Source organism: Kaistella yonginensis, assembly GCF_030409525.1.
In the GTDB taxonomy this organism is placed as follows: domain Bacteria; phylum Bacteroidota; class Bacteroidia; order Flavobacteriales; family Weeksellaceae; genus Kaistella; species Kaistella yonginensis.
Map to the genome: position 1 here is coordinate 1 of NZ_JAUFQB010000022.1, position 25183 is coordinate 25183.

At 35.7% G+C, this 25183-nt stretch carries 21 protein-coding genes; 16 read left to right on the forward strand and 5 right to left on the reverse strand.

Features of this window, described 5'->3' with window-relative positions:
• Positions 1 to 692: 692 nt before the first annotated feature.
• Entirely contained in the window at positions 693 to 1469 is a 777-nt protein-coding gene (locus QWY78_RS08415) for a sensor histidine kinase (RefSeq protein ID WP_290218663.1), read from the forward strand.
• Positions 1466 to 2113: a response regulator transcription factor gene (locus QWY78_RS08420; RefSeq protein ID WP_290218666.1), complete on the forward strand. Its 648-nt coding sequence runs from the start codon at positions 1466 to 1468 to the stop codon at positions 2111 to 2113. Before QWY78_RS08415 ends, QWY78_RS08420 begins: the two co-directional genes overlap by 4 nt.
• A gap of 128 nt (positions 2114 to 2241) precedes the next feature.
• Here the strand turns inward: QWY78_RS08420 and QWY78_RS08425 are convergent, their stop codons facing one another.
• Positions 2242 to 2931: a Sir2 family NAD-dependent protein deacetylase gene (locus tag QWY78_RS08425; RefSeq protein ID WP_290218668.1), complete on the reverse strand. Its 690-nt coding sequence runs from the start codon at positions 2929 to 2931 to the stop codon at positions 2242 to 2244.
• Between the two features lie 101 nt (positions 2932 to 3032).
• On the opposite strand from QWY78_RS08425, the gene QWY78_RS08430 reads away from it, so the two are divergent.
• From QWY78_RS08430 to QWY78_RS08480, 11 genes are all read left to right on the forward strand, one after another.
• Positions 3033 to 3554, forward strand: coding sequence for a GNAT family N-acetyltransferase (locus QWY78_RS08430; protein WP_290218669.1), 522 nt, complete (start codon positions 3033 to 3035; stop codon positions 3552 to 3554).
• A gap of 86 nt (positions 3555 to 3640) precedes the next feature.
• Entirely contained in the window at positions 3641 to 5170 is a 1530-nt protein-coding gene (gene gpmI / locus QWY78_RS08435; protein ID WP_290218673.1) for a 2,3-bisphosphoglycerate-independent phosphoglycerate mutase, read from the forward strand.
• 221 nt (positions 5171 to 5391) lie between these two features.
• Positions 5392 to 6369: an acyl-ACP desaturase gene (locus QWY78_RS08440; protein ID WP_290218676.1), complete on the forward strand. Its 978-nt coding sequence runs from the start codon at positions 5392 to 5394 to the stop codon at positions 6367 to 6369.
• A gap of 93 nt (positions 6370 to 6462) precedes the next feature.
• Positions 6463 to 6894 carry a BT0820 family HAD-type phosphatase gene (locus QWY78_RS08445; RefSeq protein ID WP_290218679.1) on the forward strand — a complete coding sequence of 144 codons (432 nt, stop codon included), beginning with the start codon at positions 6463 to 6465 and terminating at the stop codon, positions 6892 to 6894.
• A gap of 55 nt (positions 6895 to 6949) precedes the next feature.
• Positions 6950 to 7759: a type I methionyl aminopeptidase gene (map, locus tag QWY78_RS08450; protein WP_290218682.1), complete on the forward strand. Its 810-nt coding sequence runs from the start codon at positions 6950 to 6952 to the stop codon at positions 7757 to 7759.
• Positions 7759 to 8526: a class I SAM-dependent methyltransferase gene (locus QWY78_RS08455; protein WP_290218684.1), complete on the forward strand. Its 768-nt coding sequence runs from the start codon at positions 7759 to 7761 to the stop codon at positions 8524 to 8526. Before map ends, QWY78_RS08455 begins: the two co-directional genes overlap by 1 nt.
• A 15-nt stretch (positions 8527 to 8541) precedes the next feature.
• On the forward strand, positions 8542 to 9315 hold the full coding sequence (locus QWY78_RS08460; protein ID WP_290218686.1) for an SGNH/GDSL hydrolase family protein: 774 nt from the start codon (positions 8542 to 8544) through the stop codon (positions 9313 to 9315).
• Positions 9316 to 9481: 166 nt separating this feature from the next.
• Positions 9482 to 10363: a GTPase Era gene (gene era / locus QWY78_RS08465; RefSeq protein WP_290218689.1), complete on the forward strand. Its 882-nt coding sequence runs from the start codon at positions 9482 to 9484 to the stop codon at positions 10361 to 10363.
• Positions 10364 to 10429: 66 nt separating this feature from the next.
• Positions 10430 to 10861, forward strand: a complete 432-nt coding sequence (locus tag QWY78_RS08470; RefSeq protein ID WP_290218690.1) for a DoxX family protein — start codon at positions 10430 to 10432, stop codon at positions 10859 to 10861.
• Between the two features lie 120 nt (positions 10862 to 10981).
• Positions 10982 to 13387: an alpha/beta hydrolase family protein gene (locus QWY78_RS08475; protein ID WP_290218693.1), complete on the forward strand. Its 2406-nt coding sequence runs from the start codon at positions 10982 to 10984 to the stop codon at positions 13385 to 13387.
• A 559-nt stretch (positions 13388 to 13946) separates the two neighbouring features.
• Positions 13947 to 14459 (forward strand): hypothetical protein, encoded by a 513-nt coding sequence (locus tag QWY78_RS08480; protein ID WP_290218694.1) that lies wholly within the window; start codon positions 13947 to 13949, stop codon positions 14457 to 14459.
• Positions 14460 to 14530: 71 nt separating this feature from the next.
• Here QWY78_RS08480 and QWY78_RS08485 read toward each other — a convergent pair whose 3' ends face one another.
• The 4 genes from QWY78_RS08485 to QWY78_RS08500 are packed head-to-tail and all read right to left on the reverse strand — an operon-like array spanning position 14531 to position 21709.
• On the reverse strand, positions 14531 to 15973 hold the full coding sequence (locus QWY78_RS08485) for a glycoside hydrolase family 30 protein (RefSeq protein ID WP_290218697.1): 1443 nt from the start codon (positions 15971 to 15973) through the stop codon (positions 14531 to 14533).
• Positions 15974 to 16028: 55 nt separating this feature from the next.
• Positions 16029 to 17474 (reverse strand): glycoside hydrolase family 30 protein, encoded by a 1446-nt coding sequence (locus QWY78_RS08490; RefSeq protein WP_290218699.1) that lies wholly within the window; start codon positions 17472 to 17474, stop codon positions 16029 to 16031.
• A complete protein-coding gene (locus tag QWY78_RS08495) occupies positions 17474 to 18928 on the reverse strand; it encodes a RagB/SusD family nutrient uptake outer membrane protein (RefSeq protein WP_290218701.1) in 1455 nt (484 codons plus the stop codon). The genes QWY78_RS08490 and QWY78_RS08495 overlap by 1 nt, the downstream gene beginning before the upstream one ends.
• A gap of 18 nt (positions 18929 to 18946) precedes the next feature.
• Positions 18947 to 21709, reverse strand: a complete 2763-nt coding sequence (locus QWY78_RS08500; RefSeq protein ID WP_290218703.1) for a SusC/RagA family TonB-linked outer membrane protein — start codon at positions 21707 to 21709, stop codon at positions 18947 to 18949.
• 200 nt (positions 21710 to 21909) lie between these two features.
• Here QWY78_RS08500 and QWY78_RS08505 point away from each other — a divergent pair, with 200 nt between their 5' ends.
• The 3 genes from QWY78_RS08505 to QWY78_RS08515 all read left to right on the forward strand — a co-directional run bounded on the left by QWY78_RS08505 (position 21910) and on the right by QWY78_RS08515 (position 25137).
• Entirely contained in the window at positions 21910 to 23091 is a 1182-nt protein-coding gene (locus QWY78_RS08505) for an MFS transporter (protein ID WP_290218705.1), read from the forward strand.
• A gap of 26 nt (positions 23092 to 23117) precedes the next feature.
• Positions 23118 to 23864 (forward strand): NUDIX hydrolase, encoded by a 747-nt coding sequence (locus tag QWY78_RS08510; RefSeq protein WP_290218706.1) that lies wholly within the window; start codon positions 23118 to 23120, stop codon positions 23862 to 23864.
• Positions 23865 to 23955: 91 nt separating this feature from the next.
• Positions 23956 to 25137, forward strand: a complete 1182-nt coding sequence (locus QWY78_RS08515) for an acyl-CoA dehydrogenase family protein (RefSeq protein ID WP_290218708.1) — start codon at positions 23956 to 23958, stop codon at positions 25135 to 25137.
• The last annotated feature ends 46 nt before the right edge of the window (positions 25138 to 25183 follow it).

The following is a 25183-nucleotide window of genomic DNA, read 5'->3' on the forward strand; positions in this document are numbered from 1 at the left end:
GGAATTGTATTAAATCAATTTATGCTTATATTTGAAGAAAGGCTCAAATTATAAAAATTCAAGCCTCAAACTTTTCAACTTACACACTTTACGGGATAGTGTCTTATAAATAGAAAAAAACTTGGACCTGGGATTATTTATTTTATTATATCCAGTGGAGTAGTAATGGCTCTTGATGCAATTATTTTCATTATGCGCATCACCGTCCCGCAATTTAATAGTACGCCGTTATATACCGTAGGAGTCAACTTTTTCGTGTTCTTACTTTTCTTTTTGTATTTTCATGCCATTTTAGAATTAAAGAGAAATAAAAGATTAAACCTTGTTTTGACCTTTATATTTGTAGTGATCTATCTATTATTTGCTATTTTTTCTGATCAGTTTTTTTACAGATTTCCGTACAAATTTTATTTTATTGAAGTCATTATCTTACTAGGAAATATTTATTTAGTCTTACATGAAACATTTAACACCGACAAAGTATTATATATCCGGTCTTTTTACCCTTTTTGGGCATGTATTGGTTTAATGACCATCTATTTGGGTGTTACGCCATTATTAATTATAAGTAATTCCGCGATGCAATTGATGAATATCAATATATTTTTCATAATTTTATTTATTGTTAATGTTATCGGTTATTCGATACTTATAACAGGAATTTTTTTTGCGGAAAATATTAATTCAAGAAAATGAATCTTACAGAGACTGATTTCCTTCTTACCATTACCACTTTTATAATTCTTATTGTAATATTAATGATGGTTCTGGTTTATGGTGTTTTTGTGAAAAAAAAATCCGAACTTTTACTTTCACAACAAAGAAAAGAAGCGCTGTTCGTGCAGGAATTGGCGATTTCTCAGGTGGAAATTAAAGAGCAAACTTTAAATTATATAGGACAAGAATTGCATGATGATTTGGGGCAAAAGCTTTCTGTAGCGCGATTGATGACCAATAAAATAGCAATGGCTGATGAAAGTGATCAAAAAAATATTGCTCATGAAATTAATATGTTAATTGGGGAATGCATCCAAGATATTAGAAATCTTTCTAAAGTATTTATCAGTAAACAAGTAAAGCATTTCGGATTTGTAGAATCTTTGGAACGTGAAATTTTCAGAATCGAACGATTAGATTTGCTGCAGGTAGATTATCAAATAAACAATCACCATTTAGAAATTAACTCCGAACATGCACTTATTTTATTTCGAATCATTCAGGAGTGTATCACTAATGTAATAAAACACGCTCGCTCAAATAAAATAGTCATTAGAATTGATGATCATCTCAATTTTATAGAAATTAATATTAATGATTACGGGATCGGATTTAATGCACAAGAAAGAAAAGATGGAAGTGGGCTAGAAAACATTAAAAATCGAGCAAAGATTATTAATGCTGACTTTAAAATTAAATCAACTGAAGCGCTTGGTACAGAAATTACGATTACCTATAAAAAACCAAAATGATGGAAAGAATAAAGATTGCAATTGTAGATGACCATAAATTGGTTTCTAAAGCAATAGAAAATATGATTTCATTTAATCCAAAATTTGAAGTGGTTATGAATTGTTTTAATGGCGAGGACTTCCTGAATCAATTACAAATTCAAAAAAAACTTCCGGAAGTGGTATTAATGGATATTAACATGCCCCGTAAAAACGGAATAGAAACAACCATCGAATTATCCAAAAAATATCCAGATTTTAAAGTAATTGCTTTAACCATGGAAGATAATGAAAGCACCATCATCAGTATGCTAAAAGCTGGCGCAAAGGGATATTTGCTGAAAGACATGTCGCCCAATATCCTTTTTGATGCGATCAATATCGTTCATGAAAAGGGCGTGTTTTATACCGATATTGTCACCCAAAGTTTATTGAAAATAAAATCAGAGGAAAAAGAAACCAAAGAAATTTCGTCAAGATTGAAAGATCGGGAAATAGAATTTGTTAAACTTGCCTGTTCTGAACTCACGTATAGAGAAATTGCCGAACAAATGTGCTTAAGTCCCAGAACAATTGATGGTTACCGAGACTCTGTGTTTGCCAAACTTAATGTAAAAACCAGAGTAGGAATTGTGTTATTTGCAATAAAACATGATATGTGTTAAAAAAAGGGTGATTTCACCCTTTTATTTAATATCAATTTATAATATATTTGCAGCAGGATTACTAAAGACAGAATTAGTGAAAAAGATAAAGAGCCGGTTGTAATAATCGGTTTTTTGTTTAGACTGATTTACTTGATTGTTTGTAAGATGATCGACTTAAAATAATCCATACCTTCTGTAGCCGATGTTTTAAAGTGGTTTTCTTTGTTGGTAAAGGTATTTTCTAGTAGGGGATCAATCACAAATATTTTACAAGTTTCTGGAATGTGGTGGATGAGTCCCGCAGCAGGATAAACACTCATCGAGGTTCCCACAACCAAGAAAAAATCGGCTTGTGCTGCAGCCTGTATGGCATTTTCCATTTCAGGAACCATTTCTCCAAACCACACAATGTGTGGACGGAGTTGTATCCCTTCAGAATTAAAATCACCCAAATTCAAATCGGTTTCCCACGGAATTACTTCTGAATCAGCGTTCACTGGTCTTGCTTTTTTCAGCTCCCCATGTAGATGAATTACCTGAGTAGATCCTGCTCGTTCATGCAAATCATCTACATTTTGTGTGATCACCTGCACGTCTAAATATTCCTCTAATTCAGCTAAGATAAAATGAGCTTTATTGGGTGTGATTTCACGCAATTGCCGTCTGCGAGCGTTGTAAAAATCCAATACCATGTTCGGGTTTTTAGCAAACCCTTGTGGACTTGCCACGTCTTCTACACGATGATTTTCCCATAAACCATTAGAATCGCGAAAAGTTTGCACTCCACTTTCAGCAGAAATACCTGCACCTGAAAAAACCACCAATTTCTTTTTCATTAAACTTTTTTTTAAAAATAAGAATTTAAAATGACTCTTGAAATGAGACAACTACTTCAATGAACAAAAATCTTCATTAAATTTGTAAAAAAAACAGTGCTATGGATGCAATAGAAAATCAACTCCACTTTAGAAAGGCCGAACAGGCAGATAAAGAAAAAATCTGGAAAATCCTGCAGCAAGCTATTACAAAGCGTAAACAAGATGGGAGTGACCAGTGGCAAGACGGGTATCCAAATCTGCAAACCATTGAAAATGATCTTAAAAATCAATACGGATTTGTCTTAACCTCAAAACATGATGTTTTGGCTTATGCTGCCGTGATCTTTGATCCAGAGCCCGCGTATGAAGCAATGAAAGAAACATGGTTGTCGAACGGTCAATATGTGGTGATTCACCGGGTTGCCGTTTCCACAGAATCAGCGGGGAAAGGAATGGCAACGCATATTTTTGAAGAAATTGAAAAACTGGCCATTGAAAATAAGGTTTTCAGCATTAAAGTGGATACCAATTTTGATAATGAACCGATGTTGAAAATTTTAGATCGACTTGGATATCAATATTGTGGTGAAGTTTATTTTCGTAACGCTGCCCGAAAAGCTTTTGAAAAGCTACTCACTTAGTGCGATTGATTTATAAGTTTATTTAAAATCAATCGCTTAATAATTGTGAAATCACTAAATTTGTCTACAATAAAAAATCATTAGAAATGTCAAAAAAAGCCATTTTAGCAATCCTTGACGGATGGGGAATAGGAACCGATCCAAAAGTTTCGGCAATTGCACAGGCAAGTACTCCGTTTATCGATTCTTGTTATGAAAAATTTCCGCATACCACCCTGGAAGCAAGTGGGATTGCAGTAGGTTTGCCTTTCGGACAAATGGGAAACTCAGAGGTTGGACACATGAATCTAGGCGCAGGCAGGGTGGTGTACCAAAATCTGGTAAAATTAAATATGGCCGTTGAAAATGCGACGTTAGGAAAAGAAAATGTAATTACAAAAGCATTTGATTACGCTTTAAAAAACAATAAAAAAATTCACTTTATCGGTTTGGTTTCAGATGGTGGCGTTCATTCTCACATCAATCATCTAAAAGGTTTATTGACTGCCGCTCACGAGTTCGGTTTAAATAAAAATGTTTTTGTACATGCATTTACCGATGGTAGAGATTGTGACCCTCATTCCGGCAAAAATTTTATTAAGGAAATTCTGGAGCACATGAAAGCAACCACGGGCGAATTAGCCTCTGTAGTTGGGAGGTATTACGCGATGGATCGCGACAAAAGATGGGAACGCGTGAAAGTAGCGTACGATGCGATGGTCAATGGAATTGGCGAAGGTACCCGAGATGTTATTCAAAGTATCGATCATTATTACAAAGAAAAAATCACCGATGAATTTTTGAAACCAATTATTTGCCTGAAAGACAACAGTTTACCCATTGCAAAAATTGAAAATGATGATGTGGTTTTCTGCTTTAATTTCAGAACAGACCGAGGTCGAGAAATCACAGAAGTTCTTTCACAACAAGAGTTCCCAGAATTTGGAATGCACCCATTGAAGCTGTATTATGTTACAATGACCAATTATGATAAGCATTTCAAAAATGTTCATATCGTTTTTGATGAAGAAGTTTTACATGAAACAATGGGGGAAGTTTTAGAAAGAAATAATCGCACCCAAATAAGGGTGGCAGAAACTGAAAAATATCCGCATGTAACTTTTTTCTTTTCGGGTGGTAGAGAAGCAGAATTTGTGGGCGAGACTCGCTTGTTATGTCCAAGTCCCAAAGAAGTCCCAACGTACGATTTTAAACCAGAAATGTCTGCTTACGATATTACAGAAAAAATTCTACCTAAAATTGAAAGTGAAGCCGCTGATTTTATTTGTTTAAATTTCGCTAATACTGATATGGTCGGTCATACTGGTGTATTCTCAGCCGCTGTAAAAGCTGCAGAAGTAGTTGATGAATGTATTTCGCGCGTTGCAACCGCAGCCTATGAAAATGATTATGCCGTTTTCATACTTGCAGATCACGGAAATTCAGATGTGATGAAAAATCCAGATGGCAGTCCGAATACCCAACATTCAACCAATCTGGTTCCTTTAATTGTAATGGATAAAGACCGAACTTGGAATTTAAAACCCGGAAAACTAGGCGATATTGCACCATCTATTCTAGCGGTAATGGGAATTGAAATTCCTGAAATAATGACTGGAGAGGTTTTGGTGAGTTAATTTTTTTTAGAGTGTAGGAGAAGGTACTTAATTATTTTTCAATTATTAAGAGATTAAAGTTGAATATTATTTTAAATTTTAAGTCGGCTTAGCTTTATAACGTACAATATTGTGCTTTTCAATGTTACTAAAAAATTGCTTTCTTTGTCAAATCGCAAAAAAAACTATGTCATAGATAATAATTTTTATTTTATCTTTGTCTTCAATCAAATAAAGTAAAAATGTATAATAAAATAATGAGGATAGAAGTGATGAGGACTTTAGGCAAGAATGTTGATGACTACATAGACTCCTATTTAACGCCCGCAGAAAAAATTTGGCAGCCGACCGATTTTTTACCAGATCCCTCCGCAGACAGTTTTAGATATGATGTAGAGGAACTTCAAACCTACGCCCAGGAAATGGGTTATGATTTGTTTGTAACCTTAATCGGCGACTGTATTACCGAAGAAGCCTTACCAAGTTATGAATCTTGGATTATGGGAATTGATGGAGTAGAACAGGAAGAACGATCGGGTTGGTCGCAATGGGTTAGAAGTTGGACCGCAGAAGAAAATAGACATGGTGATTTGCTGAATAAATACTTATACCTCTGTGGTCGTGTAAATATGCGCGAAGTAGAAATCACCACCCAATATTTAATTCAAGATGGATTTGATATCGGAACGACCATGGATCCTTACCGAAATTTCGTTTATACCAGCTTTCAGGAAACTGCAACCAATATATCGCACCGAAGAGTTGGCTCTTTGGCAAAGCAAAGTGGAAACACAAAACTATCCAGAATGTGTGGCGTAATCGCTGCTGATGAAGCACGGCATGCCAAAGCTTATAAACATTTCGTAACCAAAATTTTCGAACTGGATCCCTCTGAAATGATGTTGGCTTTTGAAGATATGATGCGTAAGAAAATTGTAATGCCGGCACACTTAATGCGCGAATCCGGCCAAAAAGCAGGCGAACTTTGGGGACATTTCTCCGATGCAGCACAAAGAGCGATGGTCTATACCGGGCAAGATTACATTAATATTTTAGCAGAACTCTTAGAAGACTGGAAAATTGAACACATTAGCGGTTTAAATGAATCAGCGGAAAAAGCACAGGAATATTTAATGAAACTCCCAGGAAGATTGCAAAGAATTACCGATAGAATTGCTACGCCAGATCAGGAATACCAATTCAAATGGATTAAATCTTAATTTTTTATTCAAAATCAGAAATATAACAATCGTTGCGTATTTCTTCCCAACGAACGAAATTTATTATCTTTGCACCATTGAAATTTTAGAACAATGAGAAACAGTAAAAAACTTGCTATTGATTTTGATGGAACAATCGTAGACGATGGATATCCTGGGATCGGGAAAACAAAAACCTTTGCTTTTGAAACCCTTAAGAAATTACAGTCCGAAGGCTATCGATTGATCCTCTGGACTTACCGGCATGGAAAAACTTTGGATGAAGCAGTGGAATTTTGCAAAAAAAATGGCGTTGAGTTTTATGCGGTTAATTCAAGTTTTGAAGGGGAAGTTTTTGAGCAGGAAAATGCGTCCCGCAAAATTGATGCTGACCTCTTCATCGATGACCGAAATCTTGGTGGATTCCCTGGCTGGGGCGAAATCTATAATATCATAAGTGAAAGAATAGAGTTTCGTGTAGAAGGCAAAGAAGTTTTGGCTTATTCTAAAATAAAAAAAGATAAAAAGAAAGGATTATTCTGGTAAATTTTCATTAAAATTTCTCATTCCTTTTTAGCAATTATTAAGATGAAATAATACATTGATACAGTTAAAAACATTAGAAGAGCTTCGCTTAATGCGCGAAAGCGCACAATTGGTTTCTAAAACTTTGGGCATGCTTGCCAAAGAAATAAAACCGGGAATAACCACCTTACATCTGGATAATTTGGGGGGAGAATTCATCCGTGATCATGGTGGTGAACCAGCTTTTTTAGGAATGTATGGTTTCCCTAAAAACCTGTGTATTTCGCCAAATGCTGAAGTTGTGCACGGTATTCCTAATGAAAAGCCATTGCAGGAAGGTGATATCCTATCGGTAGATTGTGGCGTTTATATGAATGGATTTTACGGTGATCACGCGTATTCATTTGAAGTAGGTGAGGTGACCCCAGAGATCAAAAAACTCTTAAAAGTGACCAAAGAATCTCTTTACAAAGGGATCGCACAATGCGTGCGTGGAAAGAGAGTAGGAGATATTTCACATGCCATTCAATCACATTGTGAAGCATATGGTTACGGTGTTGTTCGGGAACTGGTCGGACATGGTTTAGGCCGAAAAATGCATGAAGACCCGCAGGTTCCAAACTACGGAAAAAAAGGAAGTGGTAAGGTTTTAAAAGATGGAATCGCGCTTGCAATCGAGCCAATGGTTAATTTAGGAACAGAAAAAGTAAAATTTCATGATGATGGCTGGACGGTCACCTCACTCGATAACTCACCTTCTGCTCATTTCGAACATGATGTTTGTATCATCAACGGGAAACCCGTTTTATTGTCAACCTTCAAATACATTTATGAAGCTTTGGGAATTGTGAGTGATGAGGAAAAACCTTTTACACTGGATTTTTAATGAAAAAAATCACCAAATTTCTTTTGAATACAATCCCAAGACCGGTGCTTATTCATTTAAGCGTTTTATTACGGCCCTTGATTTATTTATTTTTTAAAGGGACAACATTCACCGATCCAATCGATGGAAAATCCTACCGAAAATTTCTACCTTACGGTTATGGCAAACAACGTGAAAATGCTTTATCACCCGGAACTTTAAGCCTAGAACGCCACCGCCAAATGTGGTTGTATTTGCAAAATGAAACCGATTTTTTTACCAAAAATTACAAAGTTTTACATATTGCTCCAGAACAAGAATTTCTGCGAAAATTCAAGAAAATGAAGAATCTCGATTATATTTCTGCCGATTTATATTCACCGATTGTCGATGTAAAAGCAGATATTTTAGAGTTACCTTTTGAAGATGAAAGTTTCGACATTGTCTTTTGCAACCATGTTTTAGAACATATTGAAGACGACGGAAAAGCAATGAGCGAACTTTTTCGGGTGATGAAAAGTGGAGGATGGGGAATTTTTCAAGTTCCAATGAAGAATTCTTTAGAAAAAACCTACGAAGACTTCTCCATCAAAGATCCCAAAGAAAAACAGAAGCATTTCGGGCAATACGATCATGTTCGTTGGTACGGAATGGACTATTTTGACCGCTTAAAAATCGCTGGTTTTGAGGTTGATATTAACTTTTATTCAAAACAATTTTCTACAGAAGAACGCAAAAAATTTGGACTGATGGAAAATGAAATTTTACCCGTGATCTCTAAAAAATAAGTGAAAGTAATCGACATGAAAAAGAAATATTTTATTCATTTATTAAAGTCGATTCCTTTATTACCGGTTATTTATTTTCAGGGTAAGCGCATTAAGAAAGAAATTCAATTTCTACCAGAAGCAAAAAATCCGCAAGGTTCAGTTGATATCAATTCTATTAAAACTTTAGACCTACTCTTTATCGGCGAAAGTTCCTTTGGTGGTGTAGGTTCAGATTTTCATAAAAATAGTTTTGCAGGCCATTTTTCTACTGAATTATCAAAATTGTTTAACCGCAATGTCAACTGGAAAGTGTATGCTAAAACGGGATATAATGTTGGTAAAATTCAGCAACGAATTATTCCTAAAATTACAGAAACTAAATGTGATCTTTTGGTGGTCGGTATCGGTGCCAATGACTCTTTTGAATTCACTCACCCAAAAAAATGGCAAGAGAATATTCAACTTCTCATTGATTCTTTGCGCTATAAATTCCCAACAACGCCAATTTCATTTGTGCAGTTGCCTACGATTGAAGTTTTTCCTGCGCTGACAAAACAAATGCAATTCGTCCTCGGAAATCATAAAGATCTTCTGGCAGACTATTTGGAACTGCAAACTTCAAAAAATAAGAACATTTATTTTCCAAATAAGAAAATAAATATCGATCGATGGATGAGTGAATTGAATGACCATCAAACAGTTCTTGATTTTTTCAGTGATGGAATTCACCCTTCAGAACTTACCTATGAATTGTGGGCCAAAGAAAGTGTGCAATTCTTAAAAGATTCTGACCTTAATTTTAGTTAGTTCTGGCAATTCTCTGCAAAATTGAATGAAAAGGCAGGCTGGTCTTTATCATTTTGTAGTGATCATTCTGTTGTGTTCAATTAGTAAATACATCATTTTATCTACAAATAAAAACAACACCGTCGAAAATTCCTTAACTTTGCCTTTACTTTAAAATTAAAATACATTGAGCAATCATAAAGCGGGCTTCGTTAATATCGTAGGAAAACCCAACGCAGGCAAATCAACACTTCTTAACCAACTCATGGGTGAGAAACTCGCGATTGTTACCCAAAAAGCACAAACGACCAGACATCGTATTTTCGGGATTTATAATGAAGAGGATTTACAAATTGTATTTTCAGACACGCCCGGCGTTTTAGATCCAAAATATGGTTTACAGGAGAAGATGATGGATTTTGTAAAGGATTCTCTGCAAGATGCCGATGTTTTTCTTTTCATTGTCGATATTACGGATCGCGCTGAACACAGTGAATTTTTAGTTGATAAACTGAATAAAATCCCAGTGCCGGTTTTAATCTTGGTCAATAAAATTGATGCTTCTAATCAAGCTGATTTGGAAAAAATGATGAAATTTTGGCACGAGCAGATTCCAAAAGCGGAAATCTTGCCGATCTCTGCATTGACCGGCTTTAATACAGAAGTGATTTTACCAAAATTAAAATCAATGTTACCGGAAAATCCACCTTATTACGACAAAGATCAATATACTGATAAACCAGAACGATTCTTTGTGAATGAAACCATTCGCGAGAAAATCTTGTTGAATTATGATAAAGAAATTCCTTATTCCGTAGAAGTCGTGACCGAACAGTTCAAAGAGACGGAAGGAATGCTATTTATTGATTCTGTTATTTATGTAGAACGTGATACGCAGAAAGGAATTATCATCGGTCATAAAGGGGACGCAATAAAAAAAGTGGGCACTGAGGCTAGAATAGATTTAGAAAAATTCTTTTCTAAGAAAATACATTTAAAGCTTTTTGTGAAAGTTAAAAAAGACTGGCGTAAAAATGATCGCGATTTAAAAAATTTCGGTTATCGTTAGCAATTTTTAGATGAATATTTTGTATTTTCGATGTTTTAATTAATATCCTAATCTAATTTATTATAAATGAATTACTTTTCTTCGACCAAAGACCATCCTGCAGTTAATAATATTATAATGTTGCTAGTCCGAATTTTTGTAGGAGTGGCCATGATTATTTTGCATGGATTGCCTAAATTACAAAAATTTATGGCAGGTGGTGAGATTCAATTTTATAACTTTTTGGGGTTGGGCTCCAATACAACTTTAATTCTGGCCATATTGGTAGAGCTCATTTGTGCTTTTTTAATCATGATTGGCTTGTTCACGAGAGCAGCAAGTTTACTATTAATTTTAGTAATGGCCGTTGCCGCAATTGCAGTTCATGCTGCAGATCCTTTCACGATCAAAGAAAGCAGTCTTTTATACCTTTCTCTTTTTGCTTTAATTTTTTCCTTCGGCCCACGAAAATTTTCAATTGATAATATGATTGCCAAGAGGAGAGAGTCCCGTTGGTAAATCCTCACAAAATAGCAACAGCCACCAATTAACATTTATGTTTTGGTGGTTTTTTGTTTTATTATTGATGGTTATTTGCGTAAAACATTAATTATTGATACTTTTGAAAAAAGAGTATACATGAAAAAAAGACTTACGGCTATTGCCTTGTTGTTTGTTGTTTTTGCAACTGCGCAAGAAAGCATTACCTACCAAAAACCCTCATCGGAAATAATGCAATTGGCAGATTTTGAACGGGCACCGTCGGTAATGATGGACAGTAAAAGAGATCAAATGATCTTTTCTTACCGAGACACCTATAAATCCCTGGATGATTTGAACCAAGATGAAATGAAATTGGCAGGTTTAAGGGTAAATCCGGTGACCAATATTTCAAGTACGATGACTTACGTTAATAACTTGAAAACACGCAAGTTAAAAGATAAATCTGAAATACAGGTTAAAGGATTACCCGCAAATGCAAGAATATCTTATATGTCTTTTTCGCCCGATGAAAAAAAATTAGCATTCACCAATACAACCAAAAATGCAGTAGAATTATGGATTTTAGATCTTGCCTCTAACACGGCAAAAAAGATTTCAAATCAACCATTGAATGCAAATTTGGGTAGCCCGTATGTTTGGATGTCTGATTCAGAAAATCTGCTCATCAAGCAAATCCCAAGCAATCGAAATCCTTTGATTGATGAAAAACAAAATTTACCCACCGGACCAACCGTTTCTAATTCAGACGGAAAAGTTTCGCAAAATAGAACCTATCAAGATTTATTGAAAAATCCACAGGATGAAGCGAATTTCGAAACCTTGGCAAAATCGGAATTGGTTAAGATTTCTATTGATGGAACGCAGCATAAATTTAAAAGCGATGCCATTTATGCTTCAATGAACTACTCACCAGATGGAAAATATCTGATGTTGACCACGATTCAGAAACCTTATTCTTATATCGTGCCTTTGAACAGATTTCCGATGACTTCAACGGTGTATGATCTGAACGGAAATTTAGTTAAAGTTGTGAATGAAACACCACTGAACGAAATTATGCCGAAAGGATTTTCGTCTGTGCGGGAAGGAAAACGAAACATCAGCTGGAGAGATGATCAACCCGCGACATTGGTTTTTGCGGAAGCACTTGATGGTGGAGATCAAGCAAAAAAAGTAACATACCGTGATGAAATTTTCACTTGGGAAGCTCCTTTTAATGCCGCACCAAAATCCTTCTTCAAAACCCAACAAAGATTTGGAGGAATTGATTGGTCTAATGGAAATTTTGCCATCGTCTCAGACAGTTGGTATGATACCCGAAACTCTAAATCTTATCTAATTAATCTTAAAGATCATTCTTCTAAGATTATTGATGATCGTAATTACCAAGATGTGTACAGCAACCCCGGTAATTTTGTAGAAAATAAAAATCAGTTTGGTAGAAACGTTATTGATATTAAAAATAATAAAGCACAACTTATTGGTCCTGGTTTTACAAAAGATGGTCAGTTTCCTTTTATTGATGAATTGGATTTAGTCACGATGAAAAAGAACAGAATGTACACTTCAAAACTGAAAAATTCTAAAGAAAGTATTGTAGATATTTTAGATGCGAAAAGTGGCCAAGTTTTAGTAGTTGAGCAATCGGCAAGTCAATATCCGAACTATTTTGTAAGAAATATTAAGAACGGAAAAGCAACAGCGGTTACCCATTTTGCCAATCCTTTTGAAAGCATTAAAAATGTGTATAAAGAAGTAATTACTTATAAAAGAAATGATGGAGTAGAACTGACAGGAACATTGTATTTACCAGCAAATTACGATCGTAAAAACCCTAAAGAAAAATTACCACTTTTAATTTGGGCTTATCCAAGAGAATTTGTGAGTAAAGATACGGCCGGCCAAAACACGCAGAATCCCAATGATTTTACTTTCCCCAGTTATGGATCGTTTATTTATTGGGTAACCAAAGGATATGCAGTTTTAGATGATGCGGCGTTCCCAATCATTGGCGAAGGAAATGCGCAACCGAATGACACCTTTATAACTCAATTGGTTGCTAACGGAAAAGCAGCGATTGATGCAGTGGATAAATTAGGATATATTGACCGAACGAAAGTAGCGGTTGGTGGACATTCTTACGGTGCATTTATGACAGCGAATCTTCTGACTCATTCCAAAGATTATGCCTGCGGAATTGCGAGAAGTGGAGCTTACAACAGAACATTAACACCATTTGGATTCCAAAGTGAACAGAGAAATTACTGGGATGTTCCAGATATTTACAATACAATGTCACCATTTATGCAAGCCAACAAAATGAAAACACCATTGTTGCTAATTCACGGTGAAGCGGATAATAATCCTGGAACATTTACTTTGCAAACCGAAAGATATTTCCAAGCATTGAAAAATTTGGGAGCTCCAGTGAGAATGGTCCTTTTACCAAAGGAATCTCATGGTTATGCAGCCAAAGAAAGTATTTTACATACGTTGTGGGAACAAGATCAGTTTCTTGAAAAGTGTTTAAAAAATAAATAATAGTAAAAAAAAGTCTTCTCAAGTGGAAGACTTTTTTTATTGAACAATTAGTCATTGTTTAACAAACGATTATTTAATTGAAAATGATGTATGATTAGTAGATAGACTCCTTTCTAAAGAAATATTTACGATTTAACATAATATAAATTATAGGACTTTTTGCAATCTGTCTTAAAGCAAAATTTTACCCAATCGAGAATTTATAGGCAGTATTTCATCTGGCTTTGGCCGTAAAAAAAATACAGTCGATTCTCAACGTTTAAAAAATGTATATTCTTACGTACGATTAAAAAATCTTTAGCATGGTGAACATTAATTAGAATTTCTTTTAAGATTCAAATTCTATTATTTTGGAAAATACTGGCATTCCAAAATTTTAATGGAATATTCCGAGTTAGTTTTTGTTTCCAGTTTCAAATAAATTTTTAGAAGTTTTCGGCTTGCATCTTATTCCCTGTAAGATTGACCATGATTAAAATCATTTTCAAATTTAACATAATATTTTTCGCTCTATTTTAATTTTCGTAAATTTAAGCTTCAACAAACGATTTATCAATTTATGAAAAAATTCATTATTTCTGCCTTAGTTGTTCTACTGGCTCTAAGCTGCAATAAAAATTCTGCAGAAACAACCGTACATAGCACACCGATGGATTCTATGGTCGTGGTTCCGGAAACCAACGAGCCTATTGAGTCCTCTACGCTACAAACATGTTATTTAGAGGTCTCTGGAAAGGATTCTGTCTTTGTTTCCTTGGAAGATAATCTAGGTACAATAATCGGGAAAATGCGTTATAAGAATTTCGAAAAAGACAGTTCTATGGGAACAGTGATCGGAAGCCAATATGGGGACACTTTAAAATTAACCTATACTTTTGAAGCAGAAGGTACAACTTCTGACCGTATGATTTATTTCTTGCGAAAAGGCGAAAATTTAATTGAAGGAATTGGTGAACAAAAAGTTGATGGGAATACATCGACTTATGCCAATGACCGTCAACTGAAATATGAAGGGCATACTTTAAAACAAGTAGATTGTACCGATTTTGATAAAAATTTCACCCACAAATAATCACTTATTTTTATCATGAGAAAAGAGCAACCAATTTTGATTGCTCTTTTCCTTTAACATGAAAAAAATAATTAAAGTAAGATGGTCTGTATTGAATGTGCTGGCGCTTTAAGTTTCGTTGCTTTTCCTTCAATCCATAAAAACACATCAGTGTCGGTATCACCTTCATTCATGATGACATTGACCATTCTGCCATCTTCATTCATAAAAGTGGTTGACAGTAAAAAGTCGCGATTCGTAGAGGTTGCAACTCTTTGTGCTTGTGGTTTCACGTATTTTGATAGATGACCGATGTAATAATATTCGTAGGTATAATGAATTTCGTTCGTTCGTGTATCTGCAATAATGGGTGCAAAACAGAAATTGCCAACGTGATTTGGTCCCCCATTTTCATCTAATAAAACATTCCAATCGGTCCAAGCTGCTGTACCTTGGTTAAAATCATTAATCATATTTCTACCATACAATTCGCCTAAACTTACATCGTAAATTTTGCTGAAATCAAACTGCTCTTTACACCCTTCTGTAAATATTAAAAATTTATCTGGAAAAGCTCGGGCGGTTTCTCCGATGTTATCAAAAAGAGGTTTACTTTTCGTCCAGGTTTCGTACCAGTGGTACCCAATTCCGTGTGCATATTTTGCCGTTTCTGGATCTTGCAAAGTGGTTGTAGCACGCTGAAAAATTAGATCTCGATTATGATCCCAAATGATTACTTTTTTGTCTTTGTACCCATTTTTCCATAAAGTGGGTCCAAGGTTTTCTCTTAAAAATTTAGCTTCTTCATCGGCAGTGTAAATACATGATTCCCAGGTTTGGGTTGCCATTGGCTCATTTTGTATGGTTAATCCCCAAACTGGCATGCCACGTTTTTCGTATTCCTGAATAAATTTAATGTAGTAATTCGCCCAGGATTGATAATACTGATCTTCTAACCTTCCGCCTTGCAGCATACTTTTATTAGATTTCATCCAAGCAGGTGGACTCCACGGTGAAAAATAAAATAGGAAATGATCTTTCCCAATCAATTTTTGCGCTTCTTTAATCATGGGAATTTTATATTTTTCATCATGTTTAATGTCGAAGGATTTCAACGAAATATCTCCGTCTTTTACATAGGTATAAGAACTGCTGGAGAAATCACAAGAATTCATATTGGTACGAACAATATTATATCCTAGGCCGGTTTTCCCATAATAGGCTTCTAGAATTTCCTTTTGTTTATCTTTTGGTAATTTATACAGCGTTTCTGCTGAGGAATCAGAAATTGCACCACCAAATCCGATGAGTTTTTGGTATTTATAATCTGGATCAATGAATACGCAAACATCAGTTTCTTTGGGTTGGGCAAATGTTGCGAATGAAGCACTGCCCTTTTTAGCAAATTTCTCGCCGGTTTTTGCATTGGTTAAAATAATTTTCGCCTCAATTCCAGTATTATTCTTCCAAAAATTCTGCGCATTGATGCTCACCATGCTGCCTAGAATAAATAGAGTTACTATAGTCCTTTTCATTTTATCTTTATTTTTATTTGTTACTTTTCACAGTTTATCACTTTTGATAAATCTGCTAAAATAGATAGGTTGCAACCGACTTTCCTGCTATCGTTGCCGTTGCTGTCTTTCCTTTATATTTAATATTAAAATTTTCTGGATCAGAATGATCGTTTTGTATAATTAGCACAGTTTTTCCTTGCGGTGTAGTAAATGCGGCACTAGAAATTTTAGATGTTTCTGAAGAAGCAACACGTACTGAGCCTGCTGGAACGAATTTAGAAGCATGTGCAATGATATAATACGCTACATTTCTGGTGAAATATTCGCTGGAGTTAATGGTAATAGCACCTTTACACTCGGTACAACCCCCAGGCGTATGTGGGCCGAATTCTTCGTTATTGGCCAAATTCCATTCTAACGCAGTTTTACTCCAATTTCTCATTGAACCAATGATTACATTTTTTATATGCCAGTTTAAATCACCAATAAAGTCTCCTTTTGAGCCTGTCCACTGTTCAGTGAAATAAACATTTTTATCAGGATGTGCATTGTGCACGGTACTTAAGGCAGAAATAGAACCATTGTACAAATGAAAGGCAGAACCATCAATAAAATTCTTTGCGGCAGGATCATTCAAGATATTGATCGGATATTCTGGTCGGTCGCAATTGTGATCGTAAAGTACAATTTTGGTCTTGATATTTTCTGTCTTAAAAGTGGGACCCAAATTATTTTTAATAAAATCACGTTGTTGGTCAGAGGTCATATATAAACTGGGGTTATTTCCCGGGTGCAGTGGTTCATTTTGAGGCGTAATTGCATCGATAATAATACCTTCTTTTTTCATTCCCTGAATATATTTTACGAAATAATTTGCATATGTTTGGTAAAACTCTGGTATCAGGCTTCCACCAACGGTACTGCCGTTATCTTTCATCCAAACGGGAGGTGACCATGGTGCTGCCATTATTTTTATATCTGGATTAATGGTCAGTATTTCCTTTAGCATCAAAATGAGTTTCGCATCTTTTGCCAAACTAAACTTGGTTAGATTCTCATCTGTTTGCCCAGCGGGCAAGTCATTGTAAGAAAATACGTCGGAATCTAAATCAGAAGCGCCGATGCTCAGTCGTAAATAACTTACTGAAATCGATTTTCCAGATTTACCAAATAGTTCTTCCAGAAGCTCTTTTCTTTTGACTGCCGACAGTTGATTAATCACTTCTACACTGCCACCGGTTAGGGTGTAGCCAAATCCATCTACCGTCTGAAATTTCTGGGTGTCATCAATAACAATGGATTGCAATTGATTGGTTTCCGCAGTAAATTGTAAACTATTTTGCTGTTGTAATTTAACGGATTCATCACCTTTGGTCAACCAAACCTCAATCGTATTATCCATTGGTTTTGGGGTGATTTCGCCGACTCTGTTACCGCAAGATAACAAAGAAAAAAGTGCTACACCGCACAGTGCAGCACCTTTATAAAAGAAACTATATGAGGTTTTAAACTCCTTCATTAATACCCTGGATTTTGGGTAAGGTTCGGATTATTATCAAGCTGATTTTGCGGAATCGGCCATAATAATCTGTTTTGATTGATATTAGACGCGTAACTCAAGATGTTTCCGTTTTGATCGCGTCTGTTGCTTAGGATTTCTATGGCTTTGCCTGTGCGTTTTAGATCGAACCAGCGGTGTCCTTCAAATGCCAATTCTAATTTACGCTCGTGCAAAACTTTATTAATTCCGTCTGCCTCACTGGTAATTGTTGCAATAGGTGTCAATCCTGCTCTACTTCTAATTTGATTAATCAGCGTAGTCGCTTCTCCGAACGCGCCAGTTTTAACTTTTGCTTCTGCTTTGAACAAAAGAATATCTGCTAATCTTAAGATGTAATTATTTTGATTTCCGCTGGTATCTCTTTGTTTCCAGGCGAAAGGATAATTGCTGCTCGGCCAGTAATTATCTGCCCAGCCCACTGCTTCAAATTTAACCGTTGCGGTTTTTCTTACGGCATCAGCCTCAGCATCAAACGATTTTACCAAATCATTAGACGGCGTGTTGAATTTTTTCCAATCGTTACCAACAAACATAGAGGCTCCCCACCACCAGATGCTTGACCCATTACCATTGATTTCAAAAATTGATTCAGCATTTGCATTATGGGCATTATCAAAAAGATCTGCGTAATTCGGTAGTAAACTGTAACCTTGTGCCATCACTGCATCGGAATACGAAATTACTTTTGCATAATCAGGGCTTGGTTTAGTTGCATTTACTTTGGCGAGTAAAGATAAAGTTACGCCTTTCGATACTTTATATTTATCTGCAGAAGAAGGTAGTGTGGCTGCTGCGCCTTCTAAATCAGAAAGAATGAGTGCGTAGACTTCGCTAACAGGTTTTCTTGCTGGATAAACCTGAGCATATACTTCTTCAAAGTTTTGGGAATTTACTCCAATGACTGCTTTGGTAACAATTGGAACATCGCCCCAAAGTTGAACAGCGTGAAAATAATACATCGCCCTCATGGTGGCAGCCTCGGCTTTCATTTGTGCTTTTCTAGCTGTTGTAAGCGCTGGATCAGGAATATTGTCTACGTAATTCAGAACTTTATTACAATTATTAATTAAGCCATAAAGATAGTTCCAATCACGGCTAACATTACTGTTGGTTGCTTGGATTCGATATTCTGCTTGTTGCTGATTTTGAGGATTATCGCCTCCCATGTATGCAACGTCTGATTGAGCATCTCCATTGAAAAAATAATCCAGCTGCCAATATTCATTCCCTAAACCATTATAAATGGTATTCATCAAGTTTTCTGCTTGTACAGCGGTAGTATATGGTGTATCACTCAGTGGTACCGCTTGATCTGTGATGGGTTCGGTATCAAGATAGTCGGAGCAAGAAGTTGTGCCTAAAGCCAAACTTGTTCCTAAAAATAAATAAAATATGGTTTTATTAAGTTTCATAATTCAGATTTTATAAGATTAAAAATTAGCTTTAAGACCGAAGATTACGGTTCTAACTTGTGGATAGGTTCCATAGTCAATTCCTGTTACTCCATTGGTATTTGCAAAAGCATTCACTTCAGGATCAAATCCTGTATAATCAGTCCAAGTATACAAATTCTGTCCCGTTACATAAAGGTTTAGTTTATTAACTCCTTTCATTGGTTTGGCAAAATTATATCCTAAAGTAGCACTTTTCAGTTTAATAAAAGAGCCATCTTCGATAAATCGATCGGAGATAACCATGGCAGAATTCGATTTTGCGCGTGGAACATTGGTAATTTGTCCCGGCGTTGTCCAACGGTCTAAAACTACTGTTGACTGGTTTTTAAAATCGTTCATTAATTCCAACTCAAAACGCGATGCATTATAAATATCGTTTCCTTGGGAAGCCGTAACCAACACATCAAAATACCAATTTTTGTAAGTGAGGTTATTGCTAAATCCAAACGTATAATCCGGATTTGGATTTCCTATAAAGGTCCGATCTGCGGTATTAAATGTACCATCGCCATCTAAATCTCGATAGACAATATCACCAGTCTGTGGATTTACTCCTTCCATCTGGTAACCAAAGAAAGCACCGATTGGTTGCCCAGCTGTAAATCGTACAAGATTACCCATTCCTTCGATCCCTGCTCTATCTATATTTGGCATCCAAGCAATTTCATTGATATTACTTTTGTTAAAGGAGATATTAAAATTGGTATTCCAAGTGAAATTTTCATTTTTAATGTTCACCGTGTTTAAGGTAAATTCCATTCCTTTATTTTCCATAGAACCCACATTTCGCAGGATGTTTCCGATTTGTCCCATTGCAATTGGCATAATCAAATCATCAGTAGTTCTTTTGTAGAAATCAGCGGTTAATTTTATTCTGTTATTTACAAAGCCGAAATCAACTCCAAAGTTAGTGTCGGTGGTCACTTCCCAGCCAATATCACTCGCCCATTGGTAGGTAGACCAAGAACCATTTGGTCCTTCTTGATTTAATCGTTCTAAATTAAAATGAGAATAAGGTGGGATTCCAGAGGCGTTACCGGTTTTACCCCAACCTCCTCGTAGTTTCAGGTCGGAAATTATTGTATTGTCGACTAAGAAATTTTCATTTGAAATATTCCAAGATGCAGAAACTCCTGGAAAGAAGCCCCATTTTTTGTCAGGATCTAACGCTGAACTTCCATTATAACGGAAAACACCCATTACCGTATATTTGTTATCTAAGGTATAGATCGCACGGCCGAAATAAGAAAGCTCTCTTAAAATTTCCTTACGGAACACTTGGTTCGGATTTTCAGATAAGTCAAAAACAAACTCTCTTAAATATTCTGGAAATTTATTTCCCCAAAAATATTGTCCTTGCGTGTTACGCTCATGCAATTGGAACCCACCTAATAATCCCAAATCGTGAACGCCAGATTTTAAGGTATAATTTAAAGTGTTTTCAAAGTTAAAATCCTGGTATAGATTAAAACTTTGGGAGCCAGTTCCTTTTTCAGAGCGACCATAAACAGAACGATAGGCATCGATGAATTTATCGTTTACACTGTCAATGACATCCAAAGACACGCTTGGTTTCCAAACTAAAGTGGGTAGAATATGTACTTCTAAACCGATATTGGAGAGGAATCTTTGTGTATTGGTATTGTCTAAACCTCTGTACTGAAAAGCGACTGGATTTTCCCAACCTGCTGTAAAAGGGTTCATGGCAAACTGCCCGTCTTTATAACCATCAAGGTAATTTCCGTTCGTATCGGTTTCTCTAACTTTCAGCTGATCGGCATAAGCGGGCATAAAAGTAGGGGTTGTTAAGGTACTTAGAATGACACCTGCTCTAGCTCCAGCGGCATTATCATTGGTGTTTTTAAGTTTTGTGTTAATGTAATTTAAAGATGCATTAACCTTCAACCAATGATTAATTTTTGAGTCTAAGTTGATTTTGGCAGAAACCCGCTCAAATTTGGAAGGAGCGACGATGCCATCAATTCCTTGGTAACCCAAGGAGGTATAAGCCCTCATTTTTTCATTGCCGAAGGTATAATTTACATTATAATTCTGATCAAATCCGGTACGGAAAACTTCTTTACGCCAGTCTGATTGGATTCCTGCATATCTTGGATTGTCAATCGTCGTAAGATAGGCTGGATTAATTTCTCCCATTAATTTTCGGTATTCCTCAGGATTCAGTACATCTACATTATCAACTTGTTCAGAAACTCCCCAATAGGCATTGAAATTAAGTTCAGAACGATTGGCTTTTGCTCTTTTGGTGGTAATGATTACAACACCCGAAGAACCGTTAATCCCATAAATTGCAGTAGAAGTTGCATCTTTTAGAATCGTAATATCAACGATATCATCAGTATTGATGCCGCTTACATCGTTGGTCTGAATACCATCTACCACATAAAGTGGGTTTACACCAGATGAAATCGAGTTATTTCCTCTAATCTTTACGTTTAAAGATTGACCAGGCTTCCCAGAATTCTGAATAACACTTACTCCAGCCGCATTTCCCTGAAGTGCCTGACCAATATTATAAATCGGTCGGTCTTCAAAAACATCCGACTTGATGTTTTCAATTGCACTGGTTACATTTTTCTTTTTTACAGAACCATAACCAATGACCACCACTTCTTCAATCGTTTTTTCTTTGATCGAATCGGTTGTTTGGGCATTCATTCCGGAGGCAAAATAAAGTACTGCGATTAATCCCAGACTTTTTGAATACTTTAAGTTCATATTATTTAAGTTTTTGTTATCTCATATTGAGACAATAAAGTTAGAGATTATTTTAACACAACAAAATTATTTCTTGTAATAATTATTTTTCTAGTATTTTTGGCACTTCTAACGATTCACTGGAGTGAAAACTAACGATAAACGGTAAATAATTACTCCCAAAAACGAACTTTGGAGGAAGGAAATCCCAATTTTTACAAATGACTGTTAAAATTTTTTCATCAAATACGCTTGGATTGAAAATGAGTTTCTTAATATTCTCTATGGTTTTAAACTGTATGGGAATCGTTATTCTGCAATTGTCAGACACGCAGGTTTCTTATAATAAATTAGGTCTGCTAGAGGCTTTCAAAGATTTACCAATCGCATTTGTTTCGTTGTTTGCAGTTAATTTTATACATCGATTAGGAAATAAAAAATCATTATTAATCGCACTTTTCATTGTGGGTGTTTGTTGTTCTATCCTCCCTTTTCTACAGGATTTCTGGTTTTTCAAAATTTGGTTTAGCATCATCGGTATTTGTTTTGGAATGGCCAAAATTGCCGTTTACGGACTTATTAGAAATAATATTTCCACAGAAAACGAATTAGCAAAAGTGATGAGCAGCGTAGAAGCATCGTTTATGCTCGGGATTTTTCTAGTAAACATCGGCTTTGGATGGTTATTGGCAAGTAAATATGCAGCAGACTGGAAATTTGGATTTTGGTTGATTGCTGTTCTGGCCTTCTTTAATTTTTTAATCCTTTTTAAAACGGAATTAGTAGATGGTGGTACAAGAACTCAAGTATTCTCTAAAAGCATTCTCGCCCAGTTTTTTAGGCGCAGAACGGTGTTGTTTTTTAGCATCATTTTCGGAATTGTATTTGTGGAGCAAAATTTCAATTCTTGGTTGCCTTCCTTCTACAAAAAACATTTGAATGTAAGTACATTTTCTGCTTTACAAGCCTCTGCTTTCTTAGCTTTATTTTCGTATATCGGTCGAATTATTACTGCTCACATTATTCATAAATTTTCGCTGGCAAAATATTTCATGACTTGTCTGGTTTTTATTTTCGTGATGTTAATGGTTGCGCATTTGCTTTTAACACTAAATTACTCACAAATCACGCTTTTTCTTTTTCCGTTGATCGGTTTATTTCTAGCGCCACTTTACCCTGTGATTAGTTCTAAAATGATTGCGGGAATCAAGAAAGATGACATCAATATTTTCACTTCATTAATGGTCATATTTTCATCGCTCGGAAGTTCGGTCGGTTCAATATCCATTTCTTTTTTGTTCCAAAATGAATTGGGAAGTTATTACGCTATTTTTATTTCGATTGCGGTGATCATTGTCTTTATTACAAGTTTCATTTATTTTAAATCCTTTGTCTCTAAATAAGAAAATAAGTGTTAATTTTGTTAGATATGAAAGTAGATTCCTCTAAAAATAAACAATCGCTACAGGAACTAATTGATACCAGAGACTTTGTACAACATCTTTCGGTAGATTGCGTTATTTTCGGTTTCCATGAAAATATTTTAAAAGTTCTTCTTTTAAAATACCACGATTTAGATTTATGGTCATTGCCTGGCGGATTTATTTTCAATGATGAAAATTTAGACGATGCCGCTTTTCGAGTGTTGTACGAAAGAACGCACCTTGAAGATATTTTCCTGGAACAATTTCATACCTTTGGTAGCATTGACCGAACAGAAAATAATGTACATCAAATCTTACTGAAAAATAAAAATATTGAGCTTCCAAAAGATCATTGGATTTTTCAAAGGTTTATCACCGTTGGATATTGTAGCTTAATCGATTTTTCTTTGGTAGACACCTTTCCTGATGCTTTCAATGAGACCTGCGCTTGGTTCGAAGTCGATGACTTACCCCCAATGGCTTTTGACCATGAAATTATTATTACTGCAGGACTAGAACATATTCGAAAAAATATTGATACCCAATTGGTCGCAAGTAATCTTCTTCCTGAGAAATTTACCATGAAGGAATTGCAAAATGTATATGAAACCGTCTTGGACGAAAAGTTCCGCCGAAACAATTTTCAGAGAAAAGTACTCGCAGAAAATTCCTTGGAACGTTTAGAAAAACTCTTCGATGGATCTGCAAATAAAGCCCCGTACTTATATCGTTTCATGCCAAAATCTAAATAATTAAATCCTCACTGTTAATTAAGTCAGTTAATTTTCATTAAATATCTTCTTAAAATTTTTAAATATCCTAAATTAGGACAAACAAAATACTATGTCATACTATCCACTGAACGCTATTCCAGATTATTACGGAATTGACAATTTACTTACTGAGGAACAATTACTTATACGCCAGTCTGTTCGTGATTGGGTAGAAAGTTTTGTGATGCCGCAAATTGATGAAGCCGCGCAAAACCATACTGATATTCCAAACTTAATGAAGGAATTGGGGAAAATTGGTGCACTCGGTCCTTATATTCCGGAAGAATATGGCGGTTCTGGCTTAGACCAAATCTCTTACGGAATTATCATGCAGGAACTAGAAAGAGGCGATTCGGCAGTTCGTTCAGCGGCTTCTGTACAAAGTTCATTGGTGATGTTTCCTATTAATGAATTCGGTTCCGAAGAACAAAAAAAGAAATTTCTTCCGCAATTAGCAAGTGGCGAAATGATTGGTGCTTTCGGTTTAACCGAACCCAATCACGGCTCAGATCCTAGTTCTATGGAAACTCATTTTGTGGACAAAGGCGATCATTATTTGCTGAACGGTGCAAAAATGTGGATTACCAATGCTCCTGTTTGTGATATCGCTGTAGTTTGGGGAAAAAATGAAGAAGGAAAAGTTCAAGGTTTAATCGTAGAAAGAAATTTTGCTGGTTTTACAACACCAACAACTCATAACAAATGGTCTCTTCGCGCCTCCAAAACAGGAGAATTGGTTTTTGATAATGTGAAAGTTCCAAAAGAAAATCTACTACCGAAAGTTACTGGTTTAAAAGGACCTTTATCTTGTTTAAATTCTGCACGATACGGAATTTCATGGGGTGTAATTGGTGCCGCAATCGATTGTTATTGCACCGCAGTTCAATATGCAAAAGAAAGATCGCAGTTTGGAAAACCAATTGCCTCTTTCCAATTGCAACAGAAAAAATTGGCAGAATTTTTAACGGAAATAACGAAAGCACAATTGCTTTGTCTTCAGTTAGGAAATTTGAAAAATGCAAACACCGCAACGCCAGCGCAAATTTCTATGGCGAAAAGGAACAATGTGAAAATGGCAATTGACATCGCACGAGAGTCCAGACAAATTTTGGGTGGTATGGGAATTATGGGAGATTTCCCGATGATGAGACATGCTGCGAACCTCGAATCTGTAATAACTTATGAAGGAACCCACGATATTCATTTGCTAATCACAGGCATGGATATTACCGGAATTAATGCTTTCGGATAATTTACTCAATCCTTCAAGGCTTTAGAAACTTTGAAGGATTTTTTAT